Annotated in this window: 16 protein-coding genes; all 16 read right to left on the bottom strand. The window is 55.2% G+C overall.

Annotated features, from left to right (window positions below; all coding sequences use genetic code 11):
• Positions 1 to 19: 19 nt before the first annotated feature.
• Positions 20 to 2158 (bottom strand): lysine decarboxylase LdcC, encoded by a 2139-nt coding sequence (locus tag ENTHG_RS17325; protein WP_044182430.1) that lies wholly within the window; start codon positions 2156 to 2158, stop codon positions 20 to 22.
• A 111-nt stretch (positions 2159 to 2269) separates the two neighbouring features.
• Complete coding sequence (gene accA / locus ENTHG_RS17320) at positions 2270 to 3229, bottom strand: acetyl-CoA carboxylase carboxyl transferase subunit alpha (RefSeq protein WP_044182427.1); 960 nt, start codon at positions 3227 to 3229, stop codon at positions 2270 to 2272.
• Positions 3230 to 3241: 12 nt separating this feature from the next.
• The gene (gene dnaE, locus ENTHG_RS17315) at positions 3242 to 6724 is read right to left on the bottom strand and encodes a DNA polymerase III subunit alpha (protein ID WP_044182426.1); all 3483 of its coding nucleotides are present in this window, start codon (positions 6722 to 6724) and stop codon (positions 3242 to 3244) included.
• 38 nt (positions 6725 to 6762) lie between these two features.
• Positions 6763 to 7359, bottom strand: coding sequence for a ribonuclease HII (rnhB, locus tag ENTHG_RS17310; RefSeq protein ID WP_044182424.1), 597 nt, complete (start codon positions 7357 to 7359; stop codon positions 6763 to 6765).
• On the bottom strand, positions 7356 to 8504 hold the full coding sequence (lpxB, locus tag ENTHG_RS17305; protein WP_044182422.1) for a lipid-A-disaccharide synthase: 1149 nt from the start codon (positions 8502 to 8504) through the stop codon (positions 7356 to 7358). Before lpxB ends, rnhB begins: the two co-directional genes overlap by 4 nt.
• Positions 8504 to 9292, bottom strand: a complete 789-nt coding sequence (gene lpxA / locus ENTHG_RS17300) for an acyl-ACP--UDP-N-acetylglucosamine O-acyltransferase (RefSeq protein ID WP_044182420.1) — start codon at positions 9290 to 9292, stop codon at positions 8504 to 8506. The genes lpxB and lpxA overlap by 1 nt, the downstream gene beginning before the upstream one ends.
• A 3-nt stretch (positions 9293 to 9295) precedes the next feature.
• Positions 9296 to 9751 (bottom strand): 3-hydroxyacyl-ACP dehydratase FabZ, encoded by a 456-nt coding sequence (gene fabZ, locus ENTHG_RS17295; protein ID WP_004145858.1) that lies wholly within the window; start codon positions 9749 to 9751, stop codon positions 9296 to 9298.
• Positions 9752 to 9855: 104 nt separating this feature from the next.
• Positions 9856 to 10881 carry a UDP-3-O-(3-hydroxymyristoyl)glucosamine N-acyltransferase gene (lpxD, locus tag ENTHG_RS17290; protein WP_044182416.1) on the bottom strand — a complete coding sequence of 342 codons (1026 nt, stop codon included), beginning with the start codon at positions 10879 to 10881 and terminating at the stop codon, positions 9856 to 9858.
• Between the two features lie 3 nt (positions 10882 to 10884).
• Entirely contained in the window at positions 10885 to 11379 is a 495-nt protein-coding gene (gene skp, locus ENTHG_RS17285) for a molecular chaperone Skp (RefSeq protein WP_044182414.1), read from the bottom strand.
• A 118-nt stretch (positions 11380 to 11497) separates the two neighbouring features.
• The gene (bamA, locus tag ENTHG_RS17280; protein WP_044182412.1) at positions 11498 to 13915 is read right to left on the bottom strand and encodes an outer membrane protein assembly factor BamA; all 2418 of its coding nucleotides are present in this window, start codon (positions 13913 to 13915) and stop codon (positions 11498 to 11500) included.
• 31 nt (positions 13916 to 13946) lie between these two features.
• Positions 13947 to 15296: a sigma E protease regulator RseP gene (gene rseP / locus ENTHG_RS17275; RefSeq protein WP_044182411.1), complete on the bottom strand. Its 1350-nt coding sequence runs from the start codon at positions 15294 to 15296 to the stop codon at positions 13947 to 13949.
• An 11-nt stretch (positions 15297 to 15307) separates the two neighbouring features.
• Entirely contained in the window at positions 15308 to 16165 is an 858-nt protein-coding gene (gene cdsA, locus ENTHG_RS17270; protein ID WP_044182409.1) for a phosphatidate cytidylyltransferase, read from the bottom strand.
• Positions 16166 to 16177: 12 nt separating this feature from the next.
• Positions 16178 to 16936, bottom strand: a complete 759-nt coding sequence (ispU, locus tag ENTHG_RS17265; protein WP_044182407.1) for a (2E,6E)-farnesyl-diphosphate-specific ditrans,polycis-undecaprenyl-diphosphate synthase — start codon at positions 16934 to 16936, stop codon at positions 16178 to 16180.
• Between the two features lie 184 nt (positions 16937 to 17120).
• Positions 17121 to 18320, bottom strand: coding sequence for a 1-deoxy-D-xylulose-5-phosphate reductoisomerase (ispC, locus tag ENTHG_RS17260; protein ID WP_044182405.1), 1200 nt, complete (start codon positions 18318 to 18320; stop codon positions 17121 to 17123).
• 95 nt (positions 18321 to 18415) lie between these two features.
• Positions 18416 to 18973, bottom strand: a complete 558-nt coding sequence (gene frr, locus ENTHG_RS17255) for a ribosome recycling factor (RefSeq protein ID WP_044182404.1) — start codon at positions 18971 to 18973, stop codon at positions 18416 to 18418.
• 154 nt (positions 18974 to 19127) lie between these two features.
• Positions 19128 to 19853, bottom strand: coding sequence for a UMP kinase (gene pyrH / locus ENTHG_RS17250; RefSeq protein WP_044182402.1), 726 nt, complete (start codon positions 19851 to 19853; stop codon positions 19128 to 19130).
• Positions 19854 to 19974 lie beyond the last annotated feature (121 nt).

Raw genomic sequence — 19974 nt, 5'->3', positions numbered from 1 at the left:
CGTCATGCCCCGCGAGAGGCTACGCATTTTTCAGTACTCGTACCCAGTAGACGCCATCTTCATCGCGTCTGGTACCGTGAATGTCGGTTTCAAAGCCGGGGTAGTGCCGCCCGATAGCACACAGCATCAGTAGAAAATCCAGCACGGCCCGGCTCTCGTCGGTGATCATCTCGCCCGGCATCAGCAACGGTACACCGGGCGGGTAAGGCAGGATCATATTGGCGGAGACGCGGCCCGACAGGCCTTCCAGTTCGATGGTCTCCACCTCGCCGCGAATCTGCTGCTGCCATGCCTGGTGCGGCGTTAATTTCATTTCCGGCAACACGTCAAAGGCCCGCAGCATCAGCTGCGGCAGATCGTGCTGGCGGATCAGTTTATGAATGCCCTGGGCCAGATCCTGAATACGCATGTTGCGATAGAAGTCAGGGTCTTCGGCGTAGAGGTCGGGCAGCATGTTTCTGACGCGCAGATTGAGATCGTAGGCGCGCTTAAACTCCATCAGCCCACGCAGTAGCCCCATGGCGCGCGTTTTGTCGATACCGATACTAAACAAAAACAGCAGGTTGTAGGGGCCAGTCTTCTCCACCACGATGCCGCGCTCATCAAGGAATTTCGCCACCAGCGCCGCCGGTATCCCCTCTTCCCCCATGTTCCCCGCTTCATCCATACCTGGCGTCAGGATCGTCACTTTCACCGGATCGAGGAACATATGATCGTCGTCGGCGTTACGAAAGCCGTGCCAGCTTTCGCCCGGCGAGACCGGCCAGCAGTCCGCCTCTTCAATATCCTCCGGCTGCCAGATGTCGAAGAACCAGTCCTCGGCTTCATCTTTTAAGCGTTGCACCTCTTTACGAAAATGCAGCGCGCGTTCAACCGAGCGGTTAATCAGGCGCTTGCCTGGGTTGCCGCGCAGCATCGCCGCCGCCGTCTCTATAGACGCCACCAGCGGGTAGCTGGGGGACGTTGAGGTGTGCATCATAAAGGCTTCGTTGAAGGTATCTTCATCGTAGTCGCCTTTTACGTGGATCAGCGAAGCCTGCGAAAAGGCCGCCAGCATCTTGTGGGTCGATTGCGTTTCAAAAATCACCTTACCCGGCACCCGCTCCCCGCTCATTCCGCTTTTACCCGCATAGATGGGATGAAAATTGGTATAGGGCACCCAGGCGGAGTCGAAATGGATAGAGGGCACATCCAGATGTTTTTTGATCCAGTTGGTGTTGTACAGCAGGCCGTCATAGGTGGAGTTGGTAATCACCGCATGCACCGGCCAGCTCGCGCCGGGCGTCGCCGCCACCTTCTGTTCGATGCTGGCATGGGTGAATTCCCGGCGGGGAATACCGCCCAGAATGCCGAGGGCATTACGGCCCGGTTTGAGCCACAGCGGGGTCACGTCGCTCATCATCAGCAGATGCGCCAGCGATTTATGGCAGTTGCGGTCGATAAGCAGCGTACTGCCCACCGGGGCGGCATACATGCCCACAATTTTGTTCGACGTCGAGGTGCCATTGGTCACCATATAGCTCTGCTCGGCGCCAAAGGTGCGGGCGATGTACTCTTCCGCTTCCAGATGCGGCCCCGTATGGTCGAGCAGCGATCCCAGTTCCGTCACTGAAATGGAGACATCCGCTTTTAAAGTATTACCGCCGAAAAAATCATAGAACAGGCAGCCGACCGGGCTTTTCTGATAGGCCGTCCCCGCCATATGGCCTGGCGTGCAGAAGGTGTATTTTCCCTCTTTCACATAGGTAAAGAGTGCGCGGGTAAACGGTGGGGTGATATTTTCGAGATACTCCCCGGTGTACTGCTGAATACGGGTAGCGATATCTTCTGCCTGGCCCAGCGCGTACTCGAAAAACCACAGCGCCATGCGCATATCCTGGGCAGTGATATCCATTGTCGAGTGGGTATTGATAAACGCGTACAGCGGCAGATATTCATTGAGCTGATTAATTTCGCAGCAGAGATCGAGATCGTATTCATCCCAGTCGAAAATGACGCCGCAGATCCGCGGGTTATGTTCGATAAATTTCAGCAGGTCGGCGCTGTTTTGCGGCCAGATCAGTTGAAACCCGCGCGCCTGTAACGCCTGTTCAAGTTCCTTGATGGGTTCGTCTTTATAAAAGACGCCGTGCGGCCCCATGATGGCGATAATGTTCAGGGCTTACCTCCTTAAAAAAACATTCGCTGTATCCTGAAAAGCATAGTTAAGGTAGACGACAGGCATAAAAAAAGCCGCAACAGAGTGCGGCTTTTAAGACTATTGAGCAATTCAGGCGTAGCCGTAGCTCATCAGACGCTGGTAGCGACGGTTACGCAGATCTTCTGTGCTCAGCACATCCAGATCCGCCAGGTCCGCGATAAGCTGCGCCTTGAGCGATTCCGCCATCGCTTCCGGATTACGATGCGCGCCGCCTAACGGCTCCGGAATAATGGAGTCGATAAGCTTAAGCTCTTTCAGACGCGGGGCGATAATGCCCATCGCTTCTGCGGCCAGCGGCGCTTTATCGGCGCTCTTCCACAGAATAGAGGCGCAACCTTCCGGGGAGATAACGGAGTAGGTGCTGTACTGCAGCATGTTCACCTTGTCGCCCACGCCAATCGCCAGCGCGCCGCCGGAGCCGCCTTCACCGATAACAGTGCAGATGACCGGCACATTCAGGCGGGACATTTCACGCAGGTTACGGGCAATCGCCTCAGACTGGCCACGCTCTTCGGCGCCAACGCCCGGATAAGCACCCGGCGTGTCGATAAAGGTAACGATCGGCATTTTGAAGCGCTCGGCCATCTCCATCAGACGCAGGGCTTTGCGATAGCCTTCCGGCGCAGGCATCCCGAAGTTACGACGAATTTTTTCTTTCGTCTCGCGGCCTTTCTGATGACCAATTATCATCACCGGACGCCCATCCAGACGGGCGATACCGCCAACAATGGCTTTATCGTCAGCGTAGGCGCGGTCGCCAGCCAGCTCGTCAAATTCATCAAATGCGAGGCGGACATAATCCAGGGTATATGGACGCAGCGGATGACGGGCCAGCTGTGCTACCTGCCATGCACCAAGATCGGCAAAGATTTTACGCGTCAGCTCTACGCTTTTCTCACGCAGACGATGCACTTCTTCATCGATATTAATATCCAGTTTTTCATCCTGGCGGCTCACGGCCGTCAGAGAATCGATTTTCGCTTCCAGCTCGGCAATCGGCTGTTCGAAATCAAGGAAATTCAGACTCATAGTATTCCTGTATTAGTCAAACTCCAGTTCCACCTGCTCCGAACCAATGAGGCCACGGAGATCGTTAAGTAAACGATCGCTCGGAGAGACGCGCCACGTTGCGCCAAAACGCAACCGCGCACGCGCATCCGCCCTCTGATAGTAGAGATGTACTGGAATGGTTCCCGAACGATGGGGTTCCAGAGACTGACGGAGTCGGTTCAAAAGCTGGTCATCAATTTGCCTGTCCGTCAGCGAGATAGCAAGCCCGCGCGCATATTTTTCACGGGCTTCGTCAATGTCCATCACTTCGCGGGCGGTCATTTTAAGCCCCCCGCTGAAGTCATCAAAGCTGACCTGTCCGCTGACGATCAGTATTCGGTCTTTTTCCAGCAGCTGCTGGTATTTATCCAGCGCGTCGGTGAACAGCATCACCTCCAGACGCCCGGAACGGTCATCCAGCGTGCAGATGCCGATGCGATTCCCGCGCTTGGTGACCATAACCCGCGCGGCAATGACGAGCCCCGCCGCCGTGGTCACTTTGCCACGTTCGGTAGGGTGCATGTCTTTCAGGCGGTAACCGCCAACATAACGCTCAATCTCTTTCAGATACTGGTTGATGGGGTGCCCGGTCAGGTACAGCCCCAGCGTCTCGCGTTCGCCGTCCAGCACCACCTGTTCTGGCCAGGGCTGACAGCTGGCGTAGGACTGTTCGACCTGCTCCGGCTCTTCCGCCAGCACGCCGAACATATCCGCCTGGCCGATAGCCTCCGCTTTCGCGTGCTGATCGGCCGCTTTTAGCGCATCGCCCAGCGCGTTCATCAGCGCGGCACGATGCGGCCCGAGCCGGTCAAAAGCGCCGGACATGATCAGTTTTTCCAGAACCCGACGATTGAGCTTTTTCGTATCAGTACGGGCGCAAAGATCGAACAGTTCGCGGAAGTAACCGTCCTGGTTACGCGCTTCAATAATCGCTTCGATCGGGCCTTCGCCCACGCCTTTGATCGCCCCGATACCATAGACAATTTCGCCGTCGTCATTGACATGGAAGTGGTACAGCCCGGAGTTGATATCCGGCGGCAGGATTTTAAGCCCCATCCGCCAGCACTCATCTACCAGCCCCACCACTTTCTCGGTGTTGTCCATATCGGCAGTCATCACCGCCGCCATAAATTCAGCGGGATAGTGCGCCTTCAGCCACAGCGTCTGATATGAGACTAAAGCATAGGCGGCAGAGTGCGATTTGTTAAATCCATAGCCTGCGAATTTTTCCACCAGGTCAAAGATTTTCATCGCCAGTTCGCCGTCAACGCCGTTTTTCTTCGCGCCATCCTCAAAGATAGAACGCTGCTTGGCCATCTCTTCCGGCTTTTTCTTACCCATCGCACGGCGCAGCATATCCGCCCCGCCCAGCGTATAGCCGGAGAGCACCTGGGCAATCTGCATCACCTGTTCCTGATAGAGGATGATGCCGTAGGTTGGCTCCAGCACCGGCTTGAGGCTTTCATGCTGCCACTGAACGTCCGGGTAAGAGATCTCTTCTCGCCCGTGTTTACGGTCGATAAAGTTATCTACCATCCCTGATTGCAGCGGGCCCGGACGGAACAGGGCCACCAGGGCTATCATATCTTCGAAACAGTCAGGCTGCAGGCGCTTAATCAGATCCTTCATGCCGCGGGATTCAAGCTGGAACACCGCGGTGGTTTCCGAGCGCTGCAGCATGTCGAAGCTTTTCTTGTCATCCAGCGGGATGGCGGCGATATCCAGCGGCGGCTCGCCGTTCTTCTCGCGCCGCTTGTTGATCATCTCCAGCGCCCAGTTGATGATGGTAAGGGTGCGCAGTCCCAGGAAGTCAAACTTCACCAGGCCTGCGTACTCTACGTCGTTCTTATCAAACTGGGTAACCGGATGCTGGCCCTGCTCATCGCAGTAGAGCGGCGCAAAATCGGTGATTTTCGTCGGGGCGATAACTACCCCACCGGCGTGCTTACCGGCGTTACGGGTGACCCCTTCGAGCTTACGCGCCATATCGATCAGCGCTTTAACCTCTTCGTCCGCCTCGTAAATTTCCGGCAGCTGCGGCTCGGCCTCAAACGCTTTGGCCAGGGTCATCCCCGGATCGGGCGGCACCAGTTTCGAAATACGGTCAACAAAGCCGTAAGGGTGGCCCAGCACGCGGCCCACGTCGCGGATAACCGCTTTCGCCGCCATCGTACCGAAGGTGATAATCTGCGATACCGCGTCGCGGCCGTACATATCCGCCACGTGCTCGATAACCTGGTCACGTTTCTCCATGCAGAAGTCAACGTCGAAGTCGGGCATCGAAACACGTTCCGGGTTAAGGAAGCGTTCGAACAGCAGGTCGAACTCCAGCGGATCGAGGTCGGTAATTTTCAGCGCGTAAGCAACAAGCGACCCGGCGCCAGAACCACGTCCCGGCCCTACCGGCACGCCGTTATCCTTCGACCACTGGATAAACTCCATAACGATCAGGAAGTAGCCGGGGAACCCCATCTGGTTGATAACCTGCAGCTCAATGTCCAGGCGTTCGTCATATTCAGGACGGCGTTGAGCCCGCACTTCCGGGTCGGGGAATAAAAATTCGAGACGCTCTTCCAGCCCCTCTTTCGACTTTTTGACCAGATAATCTTCGGTGGTCATATCGCCGGTTGGGAACTGCGGCAGGAAGTATTCCCCCAGACGCACCGTCACATTGCAGCGTTTCGCTATTTCGACGCTGTTTTCCAGCGCTTCCGGGATGTCAGCAAAGAGTTCGCACATCTCCTCTTCGCTGCGCATAAACTGCTGCGGCGAATAGTTGCGGGGGCGTTTGGGGTCATCAAGGGTGAAGCCGTCATGAATGGCGACGCGAATCTCGTGGGCGTCAAAATCCCCCCCGTCGATAAAGCGCACATCGTTGGTGGCGACAACCGGCAGCCCGCGTGATTGCGCAAGCTCTACCGCCGCGTGCAGATAGCTCTCTTCATCGGCACGGCCGGTACGAATCAGCTCCAGATAGAAGCGATCCGGGAAGTGTTCTTCATAAAAAGCGACGCACTGATCCACCAGCGCGCTGTTGCCGCGTAGCAAACTTCGGCCGACATCGCCCATCCGGCCGCCGGAGAGGAGAATTAACCCCTCTTTTAGCTCTGCCAGCCACTCGCGGTCGATCCACGGGCCCAGCGCGCCGTAACCACGCTGATAGGCGCGGGAGATAAGCAGCGTCAGGTTCTGGTAGCCGACATTGTTAGCGGCGAGTACGGTAAGCTGCGTCATCTCATCGCCGAGCAGTTCGCTCTGCACATGAAAATCAGCGCCGACGATTGGCTTTATCCCTGCCCCGTGCGCCGTTCCATAAAACTTCACCAGACCGCACAGGTTGGTGAAATCGGTAATCGCCAGCGCAGGCATGCCGAGGGCGGCCGCCTTTTTCACCAGCGGCCCGGTTTTCGCCAGCCCATCAATCATGGAGTAGTCGCTATGCACCCGCAGGTGTACGAAACGTGGTTCAGCCATCTTCAGATTCCGCGTTACTTAATTACTTGCGTCTTGATTCAGGACACCAGTCCCAGTGCGCGTTTCACCGGCCCGAAACTGCGCCGGTGATGCTCTGTCGCGCCGTGTTCAGCCAGTCTTTCCAGATGGAAAGCGGTAGGATACCCCTTATGCTGGGCAAAGCCATACTGGGGAAAAGAGAGATCGAGAGTGGCCATTTCCGCATCGCGCGTGACTTTAGCGAGTATTGAGGCGGCGCTTATCTCCGCAACCCGGCTATCGCCCTTTACAACGGCCAGCGAAGGCATGGGAAGCGTCGGGCATCGGTTACCGTCAATCAGTACAAACTCAGGCGTTATGCCGAGGCCGGCGACGGCACGCTGCATCGCCAGCATGGTGGCGTGCAAAATGTTCAGCTCGTCGATCTCATGCGGCTCCGCCCGCCCAAGGCTCCAGGCCAGCGCTTTCTCTTTAATCTCATCATAGAGCGCCAGGCGGCGTTTCTCTGATAATTTTTTTGAATCATTAAGCCCGACGATCGGGCGGGCCGGATCGAGGATCACTGCGGCAGTGACCACGGCACCGACCAGCGGCCCGCGCCCCACTTCATCCACACCCGCCACCAGATGGGTGTGAGGATAAATAAATTCCATCATTGCGCCAGCTCCAGTACGGCATCTGCGGCCTGTTCGTCGGCGTTACAGCGGATCTGCTGATGCAGTTCGCGGAACGTTTCATGCATCGCATGGCTGGTTTGCCCCTTCGCCAACAGCGGCATCAGCGCGTCGGCAAGCTTTGGCGGCGTGCAATCGTCCTGCAAAAGCTCTTTGACCAGCTCCCTTCCCGCCAGCAGATTAGGCAGCGAAACGTAATCCGTTTTGACCAGACGCTCAGCCAGCCAGAAGGTAAAGGGCTTCATGCGATAGCCGACGACCATCGGGCATTTTGCCAGCATACACTCCAGCGCCGCCGTGCCGGACGCCAGCAGTGCGGCATCGCTGGCGACCATCGCTTCCCGCCCCATGCCATCCAGCAGATGTACCGCTAAATCGGGCGCCACCTCAGCCTTGATCTGTTCAAACTGCTCGCGACGTTTAGCGTTCACCAGCGGCACTACAATTTCCAAATCCGGGTAGTGTTGCCGCAGTAGCTGAGCGGTTCTCAGAAAGTCCGCGCTGAGCATCTCGACTTCCGCGCCCCGGCTACCCGGCAATAATGCCAGACAGTGGGCGTCGTGCGGCAGACCCAGCGCTTCACGGGCCGCCTGCTTATCAGGATCCAGCGGCATGGCATCCGCCATGGTGTGGCCGATAAAACGGCACGGTACGTTGAATTTATCGTAAAACGCTTTTTCGAAAGGCACAAAGGCCAGCACAAGGTTGGTGGCTCTGCCTATTTTGAAAACCCGTTTCTGACGCCAGGCCCAGACGGAGGGGCTGACATAATGAATGGTTTTGATGCCCTGCTTTTTCAGGTTCCCCTCGAGGGTAATATTGAAATCGGGGGCGTCAATGCCGACAAAAACGTCAGGCTTAAGCGCCGTAAACCGGCGGGTCAAATCAGCGCGGATATGCAGCAGACGACGCAGGCGACCAAGCACTTCAACAATGCCCATGACGGCCAGCTCTTCCATTTCGTACCAGGCTTCACAGCCTTCCGCCTGCATACGCGGGCCGGCGACGCCTACAAACCGGGCATCCGGCATGCGGGCCTTGAGGGCACGAATTAAGCCTGCGCCAAGAATATCGCCGGAGGTTTCTCCGGCGACCAGGGCTATCGTTAACGGACGTCTTTCGGCCATTACCGAATCAGACCACGCGTCGAGCGCTCAAAGAAGTCGGTAAAGGCTTGCACTTCCGGGTACTGCGCCGCCAGCTCAGCAATTTCCGGCTTCGCTTCATCCAGCGTTTTACCGCTGCGATAAAGAAGCTTATAGGCGTTACGGATAGCGGTGATAGCTTCGCGGCTAAAGCCACGACGTTTCAGCCCTTCGATATTAACGCCAAACGGCGTGGCATGGTTGCCCTGAGCAATAACGTATGGCGGAACGTCCTGCGCAACGCCAGAACAGCCCCCGACCATAACGTGCGCGCCAATAATACAGAACTGGTGCACGGCGGTCATGCCGCCGATGATGACATAGTCATCCAGCGAAACATGACCCGCGAGCGTGGCGTTATTCGCCAGGATGCAGCGGTCCCCTACCGTACAATCATGCGCCACGTGGGCGTTGATCATCAGCAGGTTATCGCTGCCCACCTTCGTCAACCCACCGCCTTGTACTGTGCCACGGTGAATGGTGACGCTTTCGCGGATGCGGTTGCGATCGCCAATTTCCACTTGGGTCGGCTCGCCAGCATATTTCAGATCCTGGTTTACTTCGCCAATAGAGGCGAACTGATAGATCTCGTTATCGCGACCAATTTTCGTGTGGCCATTCACGACAACGTGAGACTTCAGTACGGTGCCCTCACCAATTTCTACGTGAGGTCCCACAATACAAAACGGGCCAATGTGAACGTTGGCGCCGATGACGGCACCCTCTTCAACAATGGCTGAAGGATGAATAAAGGCGGTTTTATCAATCACGTATCAGGCCTCCCGGCTACGTGCACACATCATAGTAGCTTCACAAACAACTTTGCCATCGACCAGCGCAACCCCTTTAAAGCGGGTCAGGCCGCGGCGCGTTTTCTCGAAGGTGACTTCCATGATCATTTGATCGCCTGGCACAACCGGGCGCTTAAAGCGCGCTTCATCAATACCTGCGAAGTAATAGAGCTCTCCTGGCTCCAGCTTACCGACGCTTTTAAACGCCAGAATGCCGGTCGCCTGCGCCATCGCTTCCAGAATCAGCACGCCTGGTAAAATCGGTTTACCAGGGAAGTGGCCCTGGAAAAACGGTTCGTTTACCGAAACATTTTTAACTGCGCGTAGAAAACGACCTTCTTCAAAATCCAGCACGCGGTCAACCAGCAAAAACGGGTAACGGTGCGGCAGAAGCTCCAGGATCTCTTCAATGTGCAGAGTATGAGTGTCAGTAGTCAAAATACTCTTCCTGTCTAAATATACTAAATGGCAATAATAACACGGCCCGCGGCAATCTTATGAATGCCGACAGGCCGGGAACTTTAAACGTAGCGGGCGAGCTTTTAGTCTTCTTTATTGACCTTGCGCTCAATGGCTTTGAGGCGCTTGCTCATGTCGTCAATGTTCATCACAAGGGCCGCGGTTTTACGCCACACCTTATTCGGCTGCAGCGGAATGCCCGAGGAGTACACGCCAGGCTCGGTGATAGGACGCATGACCATCCCCATTCCCGTGACGGTGACCTTGTCGCAAATTTCCATATGACCATTGATAACGCTGGCACCGCCGATCATGCAGTAACGGCCTATTTTAAGGCTCCCTGCCATAATCACGCCGCCAGCAACCGCGGTATTGTCGCCAATCACGACGTTATGTGCAATCTGGCACTGGTTATCAATTATGACGCCGTTACCAATGCGGGTGTCGTCAAGCGCGCCACGATCGATAGTCGTACAGGCGCCGATCTCAACGCGATCGCCAATAATCACGCGACCCAGCTGCGGGATCTTAACCCAGTTGCCACGATCGTTGGCGTAGCCGAAACCGTCAGCGCCGATCACCGTGCCAGACTGGACGAGACAATTCTCACCGATCTCGATCTCATGGTAAACGGTAACATTGGCCCATAAACGCGAGCCTGCGCCAATTTTGGTCTCTTTGCCCACGAAACAGCCGGGACCGATAATGACGTTATCGCCAAGCGTTACGCCGGATTCAATCACGGCGTTCGCGCCAATCGACACGTTGTTGCCCAACGTCGCACCGGGATCAACCACCGCGCTGGGGGCGATGTTTTGCGCCGGTTGCGGCGTGGTATCTAAAATTTGCGCCATGCGCGCGTAGGTGAGGTAGGGGTTTTTGACTACCAGCGCCGCGCTATGGGCGAAAGGAAGATCGTCCTGCGTCATCACGACAGCAGAAGCCTGGCAGACGGCCAGGTGTTCACGGTATTTTGGGTTTACCATGAAAGTAATTTGACCTGCTTTAGCAGATTGCATGGACGCAACGCCGGTGATGACGATATCGCCATCACCGTGTAATTCTGCATCCAACTGTTGAGCTAAATCAGACAGTCGAATTGAAGGCATTACTTATTTAACCTGTTTCAGTACATCAGCGGTGATGTCTTTCACGTCACTGCTGTTGTAGATAGCAGCGTTAGAGGGGATAACCAGATCCACACCCTGAGAAGAGGCAACTTTCTTCACCGCAGCCTGGATACGGGTCATCAGCTTAGCGCGCTCTTCGTTAGAACGACGCGCCTGATCCTGCTCGAAAGACTGACCTTTCTGTGCAAGCTGCTGACGCTGGGACTGGATGTCTTTTTCCAGTTTTGAGCGTTCAGCCGCTTTCATTGTGGAACCGTCACGCTGATAGCGCTGCATTTTGGTCTGCAGATCGGATTCCAGACGCTGCAGTTCGCTGGCGCGGCTACCGAATTCGCTTTTCATTTTCTGAGAAACGCCGGAAGTCTGCGCAACCTGCTGGAACAGGCTGTTCATATCAACGACCGCAATTTTGTCGGCCGCCTGAGCAGACGTTGCCAAAGCCATACCTAAACCTGCAGCTAATAACCACTTTTTCACAATTAACTCCTCACCATCCCGTTGGCACCCAAGGGCACCGTTCTTTGCGTTGGCGGGCGACGCGACGCGTCGCCTCAACCATCACTACACTACTTATGCATTCCTTCGCAACGGCAAGTTACCAGGTTTTACCAATGTTAAACTGGAACTGCTCTGCTTTGTCTCCATCGTACTTTTTAAACGGCTGGGCGTAGGAGAAGACCAACGGCCCCAATGGCGACATCCATTGTAACGCGATACCTGCCGACATACGGATATTGCTCGGATCGCTATAATCCGGAACACCCGCATCCCTTGTAGCGGAGGTGTTTTGCCAGTTGGTATCCCACACTGTACCCGCATCCCAGAAGAAGGAGGTACGGACAGAGTTAGCATATTTTTCGCTCACGAACGGCGTCGGCGTAATGAATTCCAGGCTGGCGACGCCCATTGCGTTACCGCCCACCGCGTCGTCGGAACTACACACTTTATCCGAAGAGGATTTGTTGCAGTTATCCTCATCGTTGCCGCCGTAGTAGACCGCTTTCGGACCGATGTTGTTAGACTGGAAGCCACGCACGGTGCTTGAGCCGCCCGCATAGAAGTTCTCATAGAACGGCAGTTCTTTTCCGCCGATACCGTCGCCATAGCCCCAACGGGTACGGCCCAGCACCACCCATTTATGATCGTCATCGATCGGGAAGTAAGAGGCGGTATCCAGCGTTACTTTGTAGAACTCGTTATCCGAGCCCGGCACGGTCACTTTACCGTTCAGGTTGACACGTGAACCTTTGGTCGGGAAGTAGCCGCGGTCAAGGTTGTTGTACGTCCAACCGTAGTTGAAGGTGAAGTCGTCAGCCGAGAAACTGTTGTCGTCGTTATCTTTGCTGGTGCTCTGCCCTACGGAGTCGAGATAGCGCCACATCGCCACCTGCGGTTCCATATTGGACAGGTCGTTGTGGACATAGCCCAGGCCAAGGCGCAGCGTGTTGTACTCATTAATCGGGAAGCCAAGCGTACCGTCTAAACCATAACTTTTATTGGTATAGGAGGAGAGGTCAGCATCATCCGCTTTAAAGTCGTTGTAGAAAATACGCCCGCCAAGACTCACGCCATCAACCGTAAAGTACGGGTTGGTCACGGAGAACTCAGAATAGGTCTGGTAGTCGTTTTTCGTACCGCTGATGCCCACGGAGTAACCGGTACCTAACCAGTTATCCTGCTGCACACCCACCTGGAAGCTAACGCCGCTCTCGGTGCCATAGCCCACGCCGAAGTTGAAGCTCCCGGTGTTACGCTCTTTCACCTTGTAGACCACATCAACCTGATCGGGGCGGCCCGGAACGCGCTGGGTCTCGGAATCGACCGTTTCGAAGTAGCCCAGACGGTTCAGACGCTCTTTACCCTGGTCAACCAGGTCACTGCCCAGCCACGCGCCTTCCATCTGACGCATTTCACGGCGCAGCACCGCGTCTTTCGACGTATCGTTGCCTTCAAAACGGATTTTACGCACGTAGTAACGGTTACCCGCGTCGACATTTACCCGCAGACGAACGGTTTTATCCGTATCGTTGATTTCAGGCTGCGACTGTACGCGCGGATAGGCATAGCCATAGCGACCAAGAAGCTTCTTGATATCATCTTCCATTTTGGTCACTTTGGTGCCGTTATAGAGTTCGCCCGGCTCGATCTTCGTCAGGCTCTCGATTTCAGCAGAGTGCCCGGCCAGATTGCCGCTCACCTGAACGCCGGAGAGTTTGTACTGATCCCCTTCGGTGATGTTGACGGTGATATAAATACCTTTTTTGTCCGGCGTCAGGCTGACCTGGGTAGAGTCGATATTAAAACGGGCGTAGCCGCGATCCAGGTAGTAGCTGCGCAGGGTTTCAAGATCGCCTGCCAGTTTCTGTTTCTGATATTTGCGATCGCCTACCACGTTCCACCACGGCACTTCATCACGCAACTGGAAGGTGGAGATCAACTCTTCGGTAGAGAACGCATGGTTCCCCACGATATTGATCTGCTGGATCTGCGCGGAAACGCCTTCCTGGAATACCAGTTTCAGATCGACACGGTTACGCGGCAGCGGCGTCACGACCGCTTTTACGCTGGCGCTGTATTTACCAACGCTGTAGTAGAAATCTTCCAGCCCTTTTTCGATATCGGACAGGGTGGTGCGATCCAGAGACTCGCCTACGCGCACGCCTGAAGCTTCAAGATTCTGCTTGAGCATGTCATCTTTCACCGCCTTGTTGCCGGAGAAAGTGATGCTGGCGATTGTCGGGCGTTCTTTCACCTGAACAAGAAGCGTATCGCCATCGCGCAGGACGCGAACATCCTCGAAGTTCCCAGTGGCAAACAGAGCGCGAATGGTATTACCGATATCTTCATCATTCACCGTGTCGCCTGGGCGCACCGGCATGCTGAGGAGGGCCGCACCAACGGCGACACGCTGCAGGCCTTCGAAATGAATGTCCTTCACTACGAACCCGTCAGCACCGTATACGGTGGCGCTGCTAAACAGCAGCGACGCTATGAGCAACTTTTTCATCGCCATCGTTATTATGCGTTCTTCCTAACAAACTCTCTTACAACCGAGAGAAATCATTGAAAAGTGCAAGCCCCATTAACAACACCAGCAATATCGAGCCAATGCGGTAACTAAAGTCTTGAACTCGCTCGGATACCGGCGCGCCTTTTAGCTTTTCCATGGCCAAAAACAGCAGATGACCCCCGTCTAAAACGGGCAGTGGAAACAGGTTGATTATGCCTAAGTTCACGCTGATTAAAGCGAGGAACATCAGATAATAGATCAACCCGAACTCCGCTGACATCCCAGCCCCCTGAGCGATCGAAATCGGCCCGCTGAGGTTGTTCAGTTTTACGTCACCGGTTATCAATTTCCCCAATATACTGACCGTCAGCTTCATCAACTGCCAGGTTTTATCCGTGGCGTGAACGATGGCGCTGAATGGCCCGTACTGGCGTACTGTCTTGTATTCATCCGGCAAAGGGACAACTTTCGGCACTACGCCGGCGAACCCCTCTGCCTTGTTACCGGGTTTTTCTTCCGGTATCAACGTTAATGACAGGGGAGCCCCCTGCCTTTCGATCGTCAGCGCCAACGGCGTGCCTGGATTATCGCGCACCAGAGTAACAAACGTCATCCATTGCGTTAACGGCTGACCATCGACTTTAACGATCCTGTCGCCAGCTTGCAAACCTGCTTTGCTTGCAGCGTGCCCTGACTGAACCTCCGCAAGCACCGGTTCTATCCGGGAACCATACGGCTGAATCCCCAAAGATGAGACAGGATCGTCTTTATCCGGTGAAAAAGTCCACTGGCTTAAATCGAGAACTTTATCCTGCCGATTATCGCTGCCGAATGGCGCAACGCTGAGCGTGGTCTGCCGATCGCCAATTTTGGCCACCAGCTGCATACGCGCAGTGTCCCAGTCAGGCGTTTCGATACCGTCAATTGCTTTAAGTTCCGTACCTGGTGCAATTTGTGCGTTAGCCGCGATGGAATTGGGCGTAATTTCACCAATAACCGGACGAACGCCAGGGACGCCGATGATGAAGACCAGCCACCAGGCAAAAATAGCAAAGAGGAAATTGGCGACGGGGCCAGCGGCGATAACCGCGGCGCGCTGGCCGACGGTTTTATTATTGAACGCGTAATGACGCATCTCCGGGGCAACCGGCTCGACGCGCTCATCCAGCATTTTGACGTAGCCGCCCAGGGGGATCAGGGCAAGCACAAATTCAGTACCGCGTTTATCGGTGCGACGCCACAGCGCTTTGCCAAAACCAATCGAGAAGCGCTCAACGCGGACGCCGCAACGGCGAGCAACCCAGAAATGGCCAAATTCATGCACGGTGATCAGCACACCGAGCGTAATGATGAACGACGCCAAATCCCAGAGAAAGCTCAGCATAAAACCGTCCGTTAAATCGTCCTGAAAACCAGTAACAGCAGGCAGGCAAACACAGGAATTGCCGCCGTCAGGCTGTCGATGCGGTCAAGTATACCACCGTGACCGGGGATTAAATGACCACTGTCTTTGATACCGGCTTCACGCTTGAACATGCTTTCCGTCAGGTCGCCCAGCACCGAGGCCAGCGCCGCGATAACCGAGCACAGCAGCAGCGTTGACGGCGCCACGTCAAGATTAGCCCAGGCGCCATAAGCCCAGGAGATTATGCCGGCGGTAACCAGACCACCGATAAACCCCTGCCAGGTTTTTCCGGGAGAAACTTTAGGCGCCAGTTTATGTTTGCCGAACAGCTTGCCAAACATATATGCGCCGGAATCCGCGCCCCAGACAAGGATCATGATGTAAAGCAGCCAGATGGCGCCGCTGTAGTGGTTCTCATCATAATGCCACGCCCGCAACGCCAGCATACCCCAGAAAAAAGGAATAATAGTGAGGATGCCGAAAATCAATTTTAACGGCTTAGAATGGCGCCACATTGCCGCCGATGCCGGGTAGCCTAACACCAGCGCCAGGGCAATTATCCACCACACCAGCGACGCCCACAGAGAGACTTCCACCATGGGCTGATGAATATTGTGATGATATTCGGGAAGCATAAACAGCATCAACGCCAGCACCAGCCCACAAAGGACGGCCAGCCAGACGCGCTGCGTGCGGGAGTTAAACCCGCTCAGTTGCCCCCATTCCCACGCGGCCAGCATGCATACGGCAAGGGTAACAATCGCAAAACCCACCGGCGGCAGTAAAAACAGCGCCGCAATAACAATGGGTATCAATACAAACGCAGAAATCAGGCGATACTTCAGCAAAAGCTACCCCCATCAGGCTTTGTCGCCACCAGGCTCGGTGCCGCCGAAACGACGCTCTCGATTGGCAAACGCATGCAGCGCACCTTCAAAGTCTTGTTCATCAAAATCGGGCCAAAGAACATCTGTAAAGTAAAGTTCGGCGTAGGCAATTTGCCAAAGCAAAAAATTACTGATGCGATGTTCCCCACCCGTCCTAATCACTAAATCTACCGGCGCCAGTTCGTGCATACAGATCTGCTTATTCAGCGCATCTTCGTCGATTTGGTCGGGATCCAGCAGCCCTTCCTGCACCTGAACGGCCAGCTGGCGCACGCCCTGAACGATATCCCAGCGCCCGCCGTAATTTGCCGCGATATTCAGCGTTAACCCGGTGTTTTGCGCAGTTAACGCCTCGGCTTTACGAATGCGCTCCTGCAGACGCGGGTTGAAACGGCTGGTATCGCCAATAATGCGCAGGCGCACATTATGTCGATGCAGGCTTTTCACTTCACTGTCCAGCGCCCAGACGAAGAGTTCCATCAGCGCGCTGACTTCCTGCGCCGGGCGATTCCAGTTTTCGCTACTGAACGCGTAAAGCGTTAGCGCATCAATCCCGCTGTTGGCGGCATAGGAAACGGCCCGGCGAACTGACTTCGCGCCAGCTCTATGCCCAAAGGCCCGTATCTTCCCTTGTCTTTTCGCCCAGCGACCATTGCCGTCCATAATTATCGCTACATGACGGCAGCCATGCGCAGGCAAATTTTCGCTTATTGGTTGATTCGCAGACAACATAACGCGTTTTAGTCCCTGAAAAAGGATTTAGCGGTACTCAGGAATACAAAGCCTTTACGTAAAAAAGCCGTGTCAACCACGGCTTCCACTTTCAGCCCGGTGTTAAAACCGGCTGATGGGTGGCGCAGACTATATCACCGAAGCCCTACGCTAACAAATAGCATGACTGTTAGTGGCTGGATTATCACCAGCTTGCGAAGCGCGTCACTTGTTTTTGCGCCGCTTCACGGGCCATCCTGTCCACCGCCAGCACCTCATCAATGCTCTGTGGTTCAGATAACGCCATCTGTTCGAGCACGGACAGATTAAGCGCCGCGATGTCTGTAAAGCGGATGGTCGACGCCAGAAACGCTGCCACCGTCACCTCGTTTGCCGCATTCAGCGCCGTGGTCGCCGCCTGCCCTTCGGCGAAAGCATCTATCGCCAGCTTCAGGCAAGGATAACGACCGAAGTCAGGCTCGGCGAAAGTCAGCGCGCGCAGCTTGCAAAAATCGAGGGCCTTAACGCCAGACGGCACCCGCTCAGGCCAGGCCATCGTGTGCGCAATCGGCGTACGCATATCCGGCTCGCCCAGCTGCGCCAGGACGCTGCCATCCTGATAGCGTACCATGGAGTGAATCACCGACTGCGGGTGGATTAACACTTCCATCTGGCTTGCGGAGGCATTAAACAGCCAACGCGCTTCAATGTATTCCAGACCTTTGTTCATCATGGTGGCCGAATCAACGGAGATTTTTCGCCCCATCGACCAGTTAGGATGATGGCATGCCTGATCGGGCGTCATTGAGGCCAGTTCAGACAGCGGCGTTTCCCGGAACGGGCCACCAGACCCGGTAAGCAGGATAGACGAGACGCCATTCTGCTCTAAGTCAGCGTACCCCAGGTTCTGCTGGAAAGGTTGCGGTAAACTCTGAAAAATAGCGTTATGCTCGCTATCGACGGGCAGAAGCTGCGCCCCGCACTCCTTGACCGCCTCCATAAACAGACGGCCACAGGTGACCAGCGACTCTTTATTCGCCAGCAGCACGGTTTTACCGGCGCGTATCGCAGACAGCGTAGGCACCAGGCCCGCCGCGCCTACGATCGCCGCCATCACCTGGTCAACGTCATCCAGCGCGGCCATATCGCATGCCGCCTGCTGGCCGCTCATCACTTCGGTGCGGCATCCAAGGCGCTGTAATTCATTTTTCACCGCCTGCGCGCTGGCTTCATCGTCCATCACCGCATAACGGGGCGAGAACTCAAGGCACTGTTCAACCATACGGCTAACGTTCTTGCCTGCTACCAGCGCGGTCACGGAAAAGCGGTCGGGGTTGTGGCGAACCACATCGAGCGTGCTGCAACCAATCGATCCTGTTGAGCCCAGAAGGGTTAAATGCTTCATGTAACGCTCACATTGTTGCGCGGATTAAAAAGCAAAACGCCGTCAGCAAAACCGCCAGGGCGGTTTTCTGTACGGCGTTTTCAGTCATTTTTGAATCAGAACTGCATCAGCTCTGTTTCTTTTTCCGCCAGCGCCGCGTCCACTTTTTTGATGGCGGCGTCAGTCAGTTTCTGCACTTCGTCCTGAGAACGACGATCGTCGTCTTCGCTGATCTCTTTCTCTTTCAGCAGCGCTTTGACTTTGTCGTTCGCATCACGACGCACGTTACGCACGGCAACACGCGCCTGTTCGGCTTCGCCACGAACGATTTTGGTCAGATCTTTACGACGCTCTTCGGTCAGCGGCGGCAGAGGAACGCGAATGTCCGTACCGGCAGAGCTTGGGTTCAGACCAAGGTCGGAAGCCATAATCGCTTTCTCAACGGCCGGGCCCATAGAGCGATCGAACACGTTGATTTTCAGGGTACGGGAGTCTTCTACCGTCACGTTTGCCAGCTGGCGCAGCGGCGTCGGAGTACCATAATACTCAACGACGATACCATCGAGCAGGCTCGGAGAGGCACGGCCTGTGCGCACTTTGCTGATTTGAGTTTTGAACGCTTCTACGCATTTTTCCATGCGCACTTCAGCATCTTTTCTGATATCGCTAATCACGTTACGAATCCTTGAAATCTTGTCTCGGGCAAACCATACGCCGCATGTGTGCTTAGTATAGTCTCGTTCGGTACAAGGCACCCGGGAAAGATGCCTGCCAGAACCGCTTAATAAATGAAAGCGGAATCTTACCTTTATTTATTGCTTACGGGAATTATTCCGTAATTAAAGTGCCTTCTTTTTCGCCCATCACCACACGACGCAGCGCGCCTGGTTTGTTCATATTGAACACGCGAATAGGCAATTTGTGGTCGCGGGCCAGCGTAAACGCAGCCAGGTCCATAACCTTGAGTTCTTTATCCAGTACTTCACTGTAAGAGAGCTGATCGTACATGGTCGCAGCCGGATCGGTTGCCGGATCGGCGGTAAATACGCCGTCTACTTTCGTGGCTTTCAGCACCACATCGGCTTCGATTTCAATACCGCGCAGGCAGGCGGCGGAATCGGTGGTAAAGAACGGGTTGCCGGTACCCGCGCTGAGAATCACCACGCGATTGTTGCGCAGCAGGCTAATCGCCTCTGCCCAGCTGTAGTTATCACAGACGCCGTTAAGCGGGAAAGCGGACATCAAACGGGCGTTCACATAGGCGCGGTGCAGCGCATCGCGCATTGCCAGGCCGTTCATCACCGTTGCCAGCATCCCCATGTGGTCGCCCACAACGCGGTTCATGCCTGCTTTTGCCAGGCCAGCCCCACGGAACAAGTTACCGCCACCAATCACCACGCCGACCTGAACACCCAGTTCAACCAGCTCTTTGATCTCCTGCGCCATGCGGTCAAGGATGCTTGCATCAATACCGAAGCCCTCTGAGCCCTGCAGCGCTTCGCCGCTGAGCTTAAGCAGAATGCGTTTATAGACGGGTTTTGCATTGGTAGCCATGTTTCTTTCCTGAGACTGTCAATAATGAGACGGGTTTAAATCTGGCGACATTGTATGTCGCTTTTCAGCGCAGCCACTATAGGTACTGACTGAATTTACAAGAAGGGCGCAAAAAGAAGCC

Source organism: Phytobacter massiliensis JC163, from assembly GCF_000321045.1.
Lineage (GTDB): Bacteria > Pseudomonadota > Gammaproteobacteria > Enterobacterales > Enterobacteriaceae > Phytobacter_A > Phytobacter_A massiliensis.
Note: the sequence above shows the minus strand (reverse complement) of the source record. Positions and strands in the feature narration are given on the sequence as shown.

Excerpts from the sequence above, each read along its gene's own strand:
- accA (WP_044182427.1), bottom strand. The coding sequence starts at position 3,229 with ATGAGTCTGAATTTCCTTGATTTCGAACAGCCGATTGCCGAGCTGGAA.
- lpxB (WP_044182422.1), bottom strand. The coding sequence starts at position 8,504 with ATGGCCGAAAGACGTCCGTTAACGATAGCCCTGGTCGCCGGAGAAACC.
- dnaE (WP_044182426.1), bottom strand. The coding sequence starts at position 6,724 with ATGGCTGAACCACGTTTCGTACACCTGCGGGTGCATAGCGACTACTCC.
- bamA (WP_044182412.1), bottom strand. The coding sequence starts at position 13,915 with ATGGCGATGAAAAAGTTGCTCATAGCGTCGCTGCTGTTTAGCAGCGCC.
- pyrH (WP_044182402.1), bottom strand. The coding sequence starts at position 19,853 with ATGGCTACCAATGCAAAACCCGTCTATAAACGCATTCTGCTTAAGCTC.
- lpxD (WP_044182416.1), bottom strand. The coding sequence starts at position 10,881 with ATGCCTTCAATTCGACTGTCTGATTTAGCTCAACAGTTGGATGCAGAA.
- rseP (WP_044182411.1), bottom strand. The coding sequence starts at position 15,296 with ATGCTGAGCTTTCTCTGGGATTTGGCGTCGTTCATCATTACGCTCGGT.
- ispC (WP_044182405.1), bottom strand. The coding sequence starts at position 18,320 with ATGAAGCATTTAACCCTTCTGGGCTCAACAGGATCGATTGGTTGCAGC.
- rnhB (WP_044182424.1), bottom strand. The coding sequence starts at position 7,359 with ATGATGGAATTTATTTATCCTCACACCCATCTGGTGGCGGGTGTGGAT.
- ispU (WP_044182407.1), bottom strand. The coding sequence starts at position 16,936 with ATGTTGTCTGCGAATCAACCAATAAGCGAAAATTTGCCTGCGCATGGC.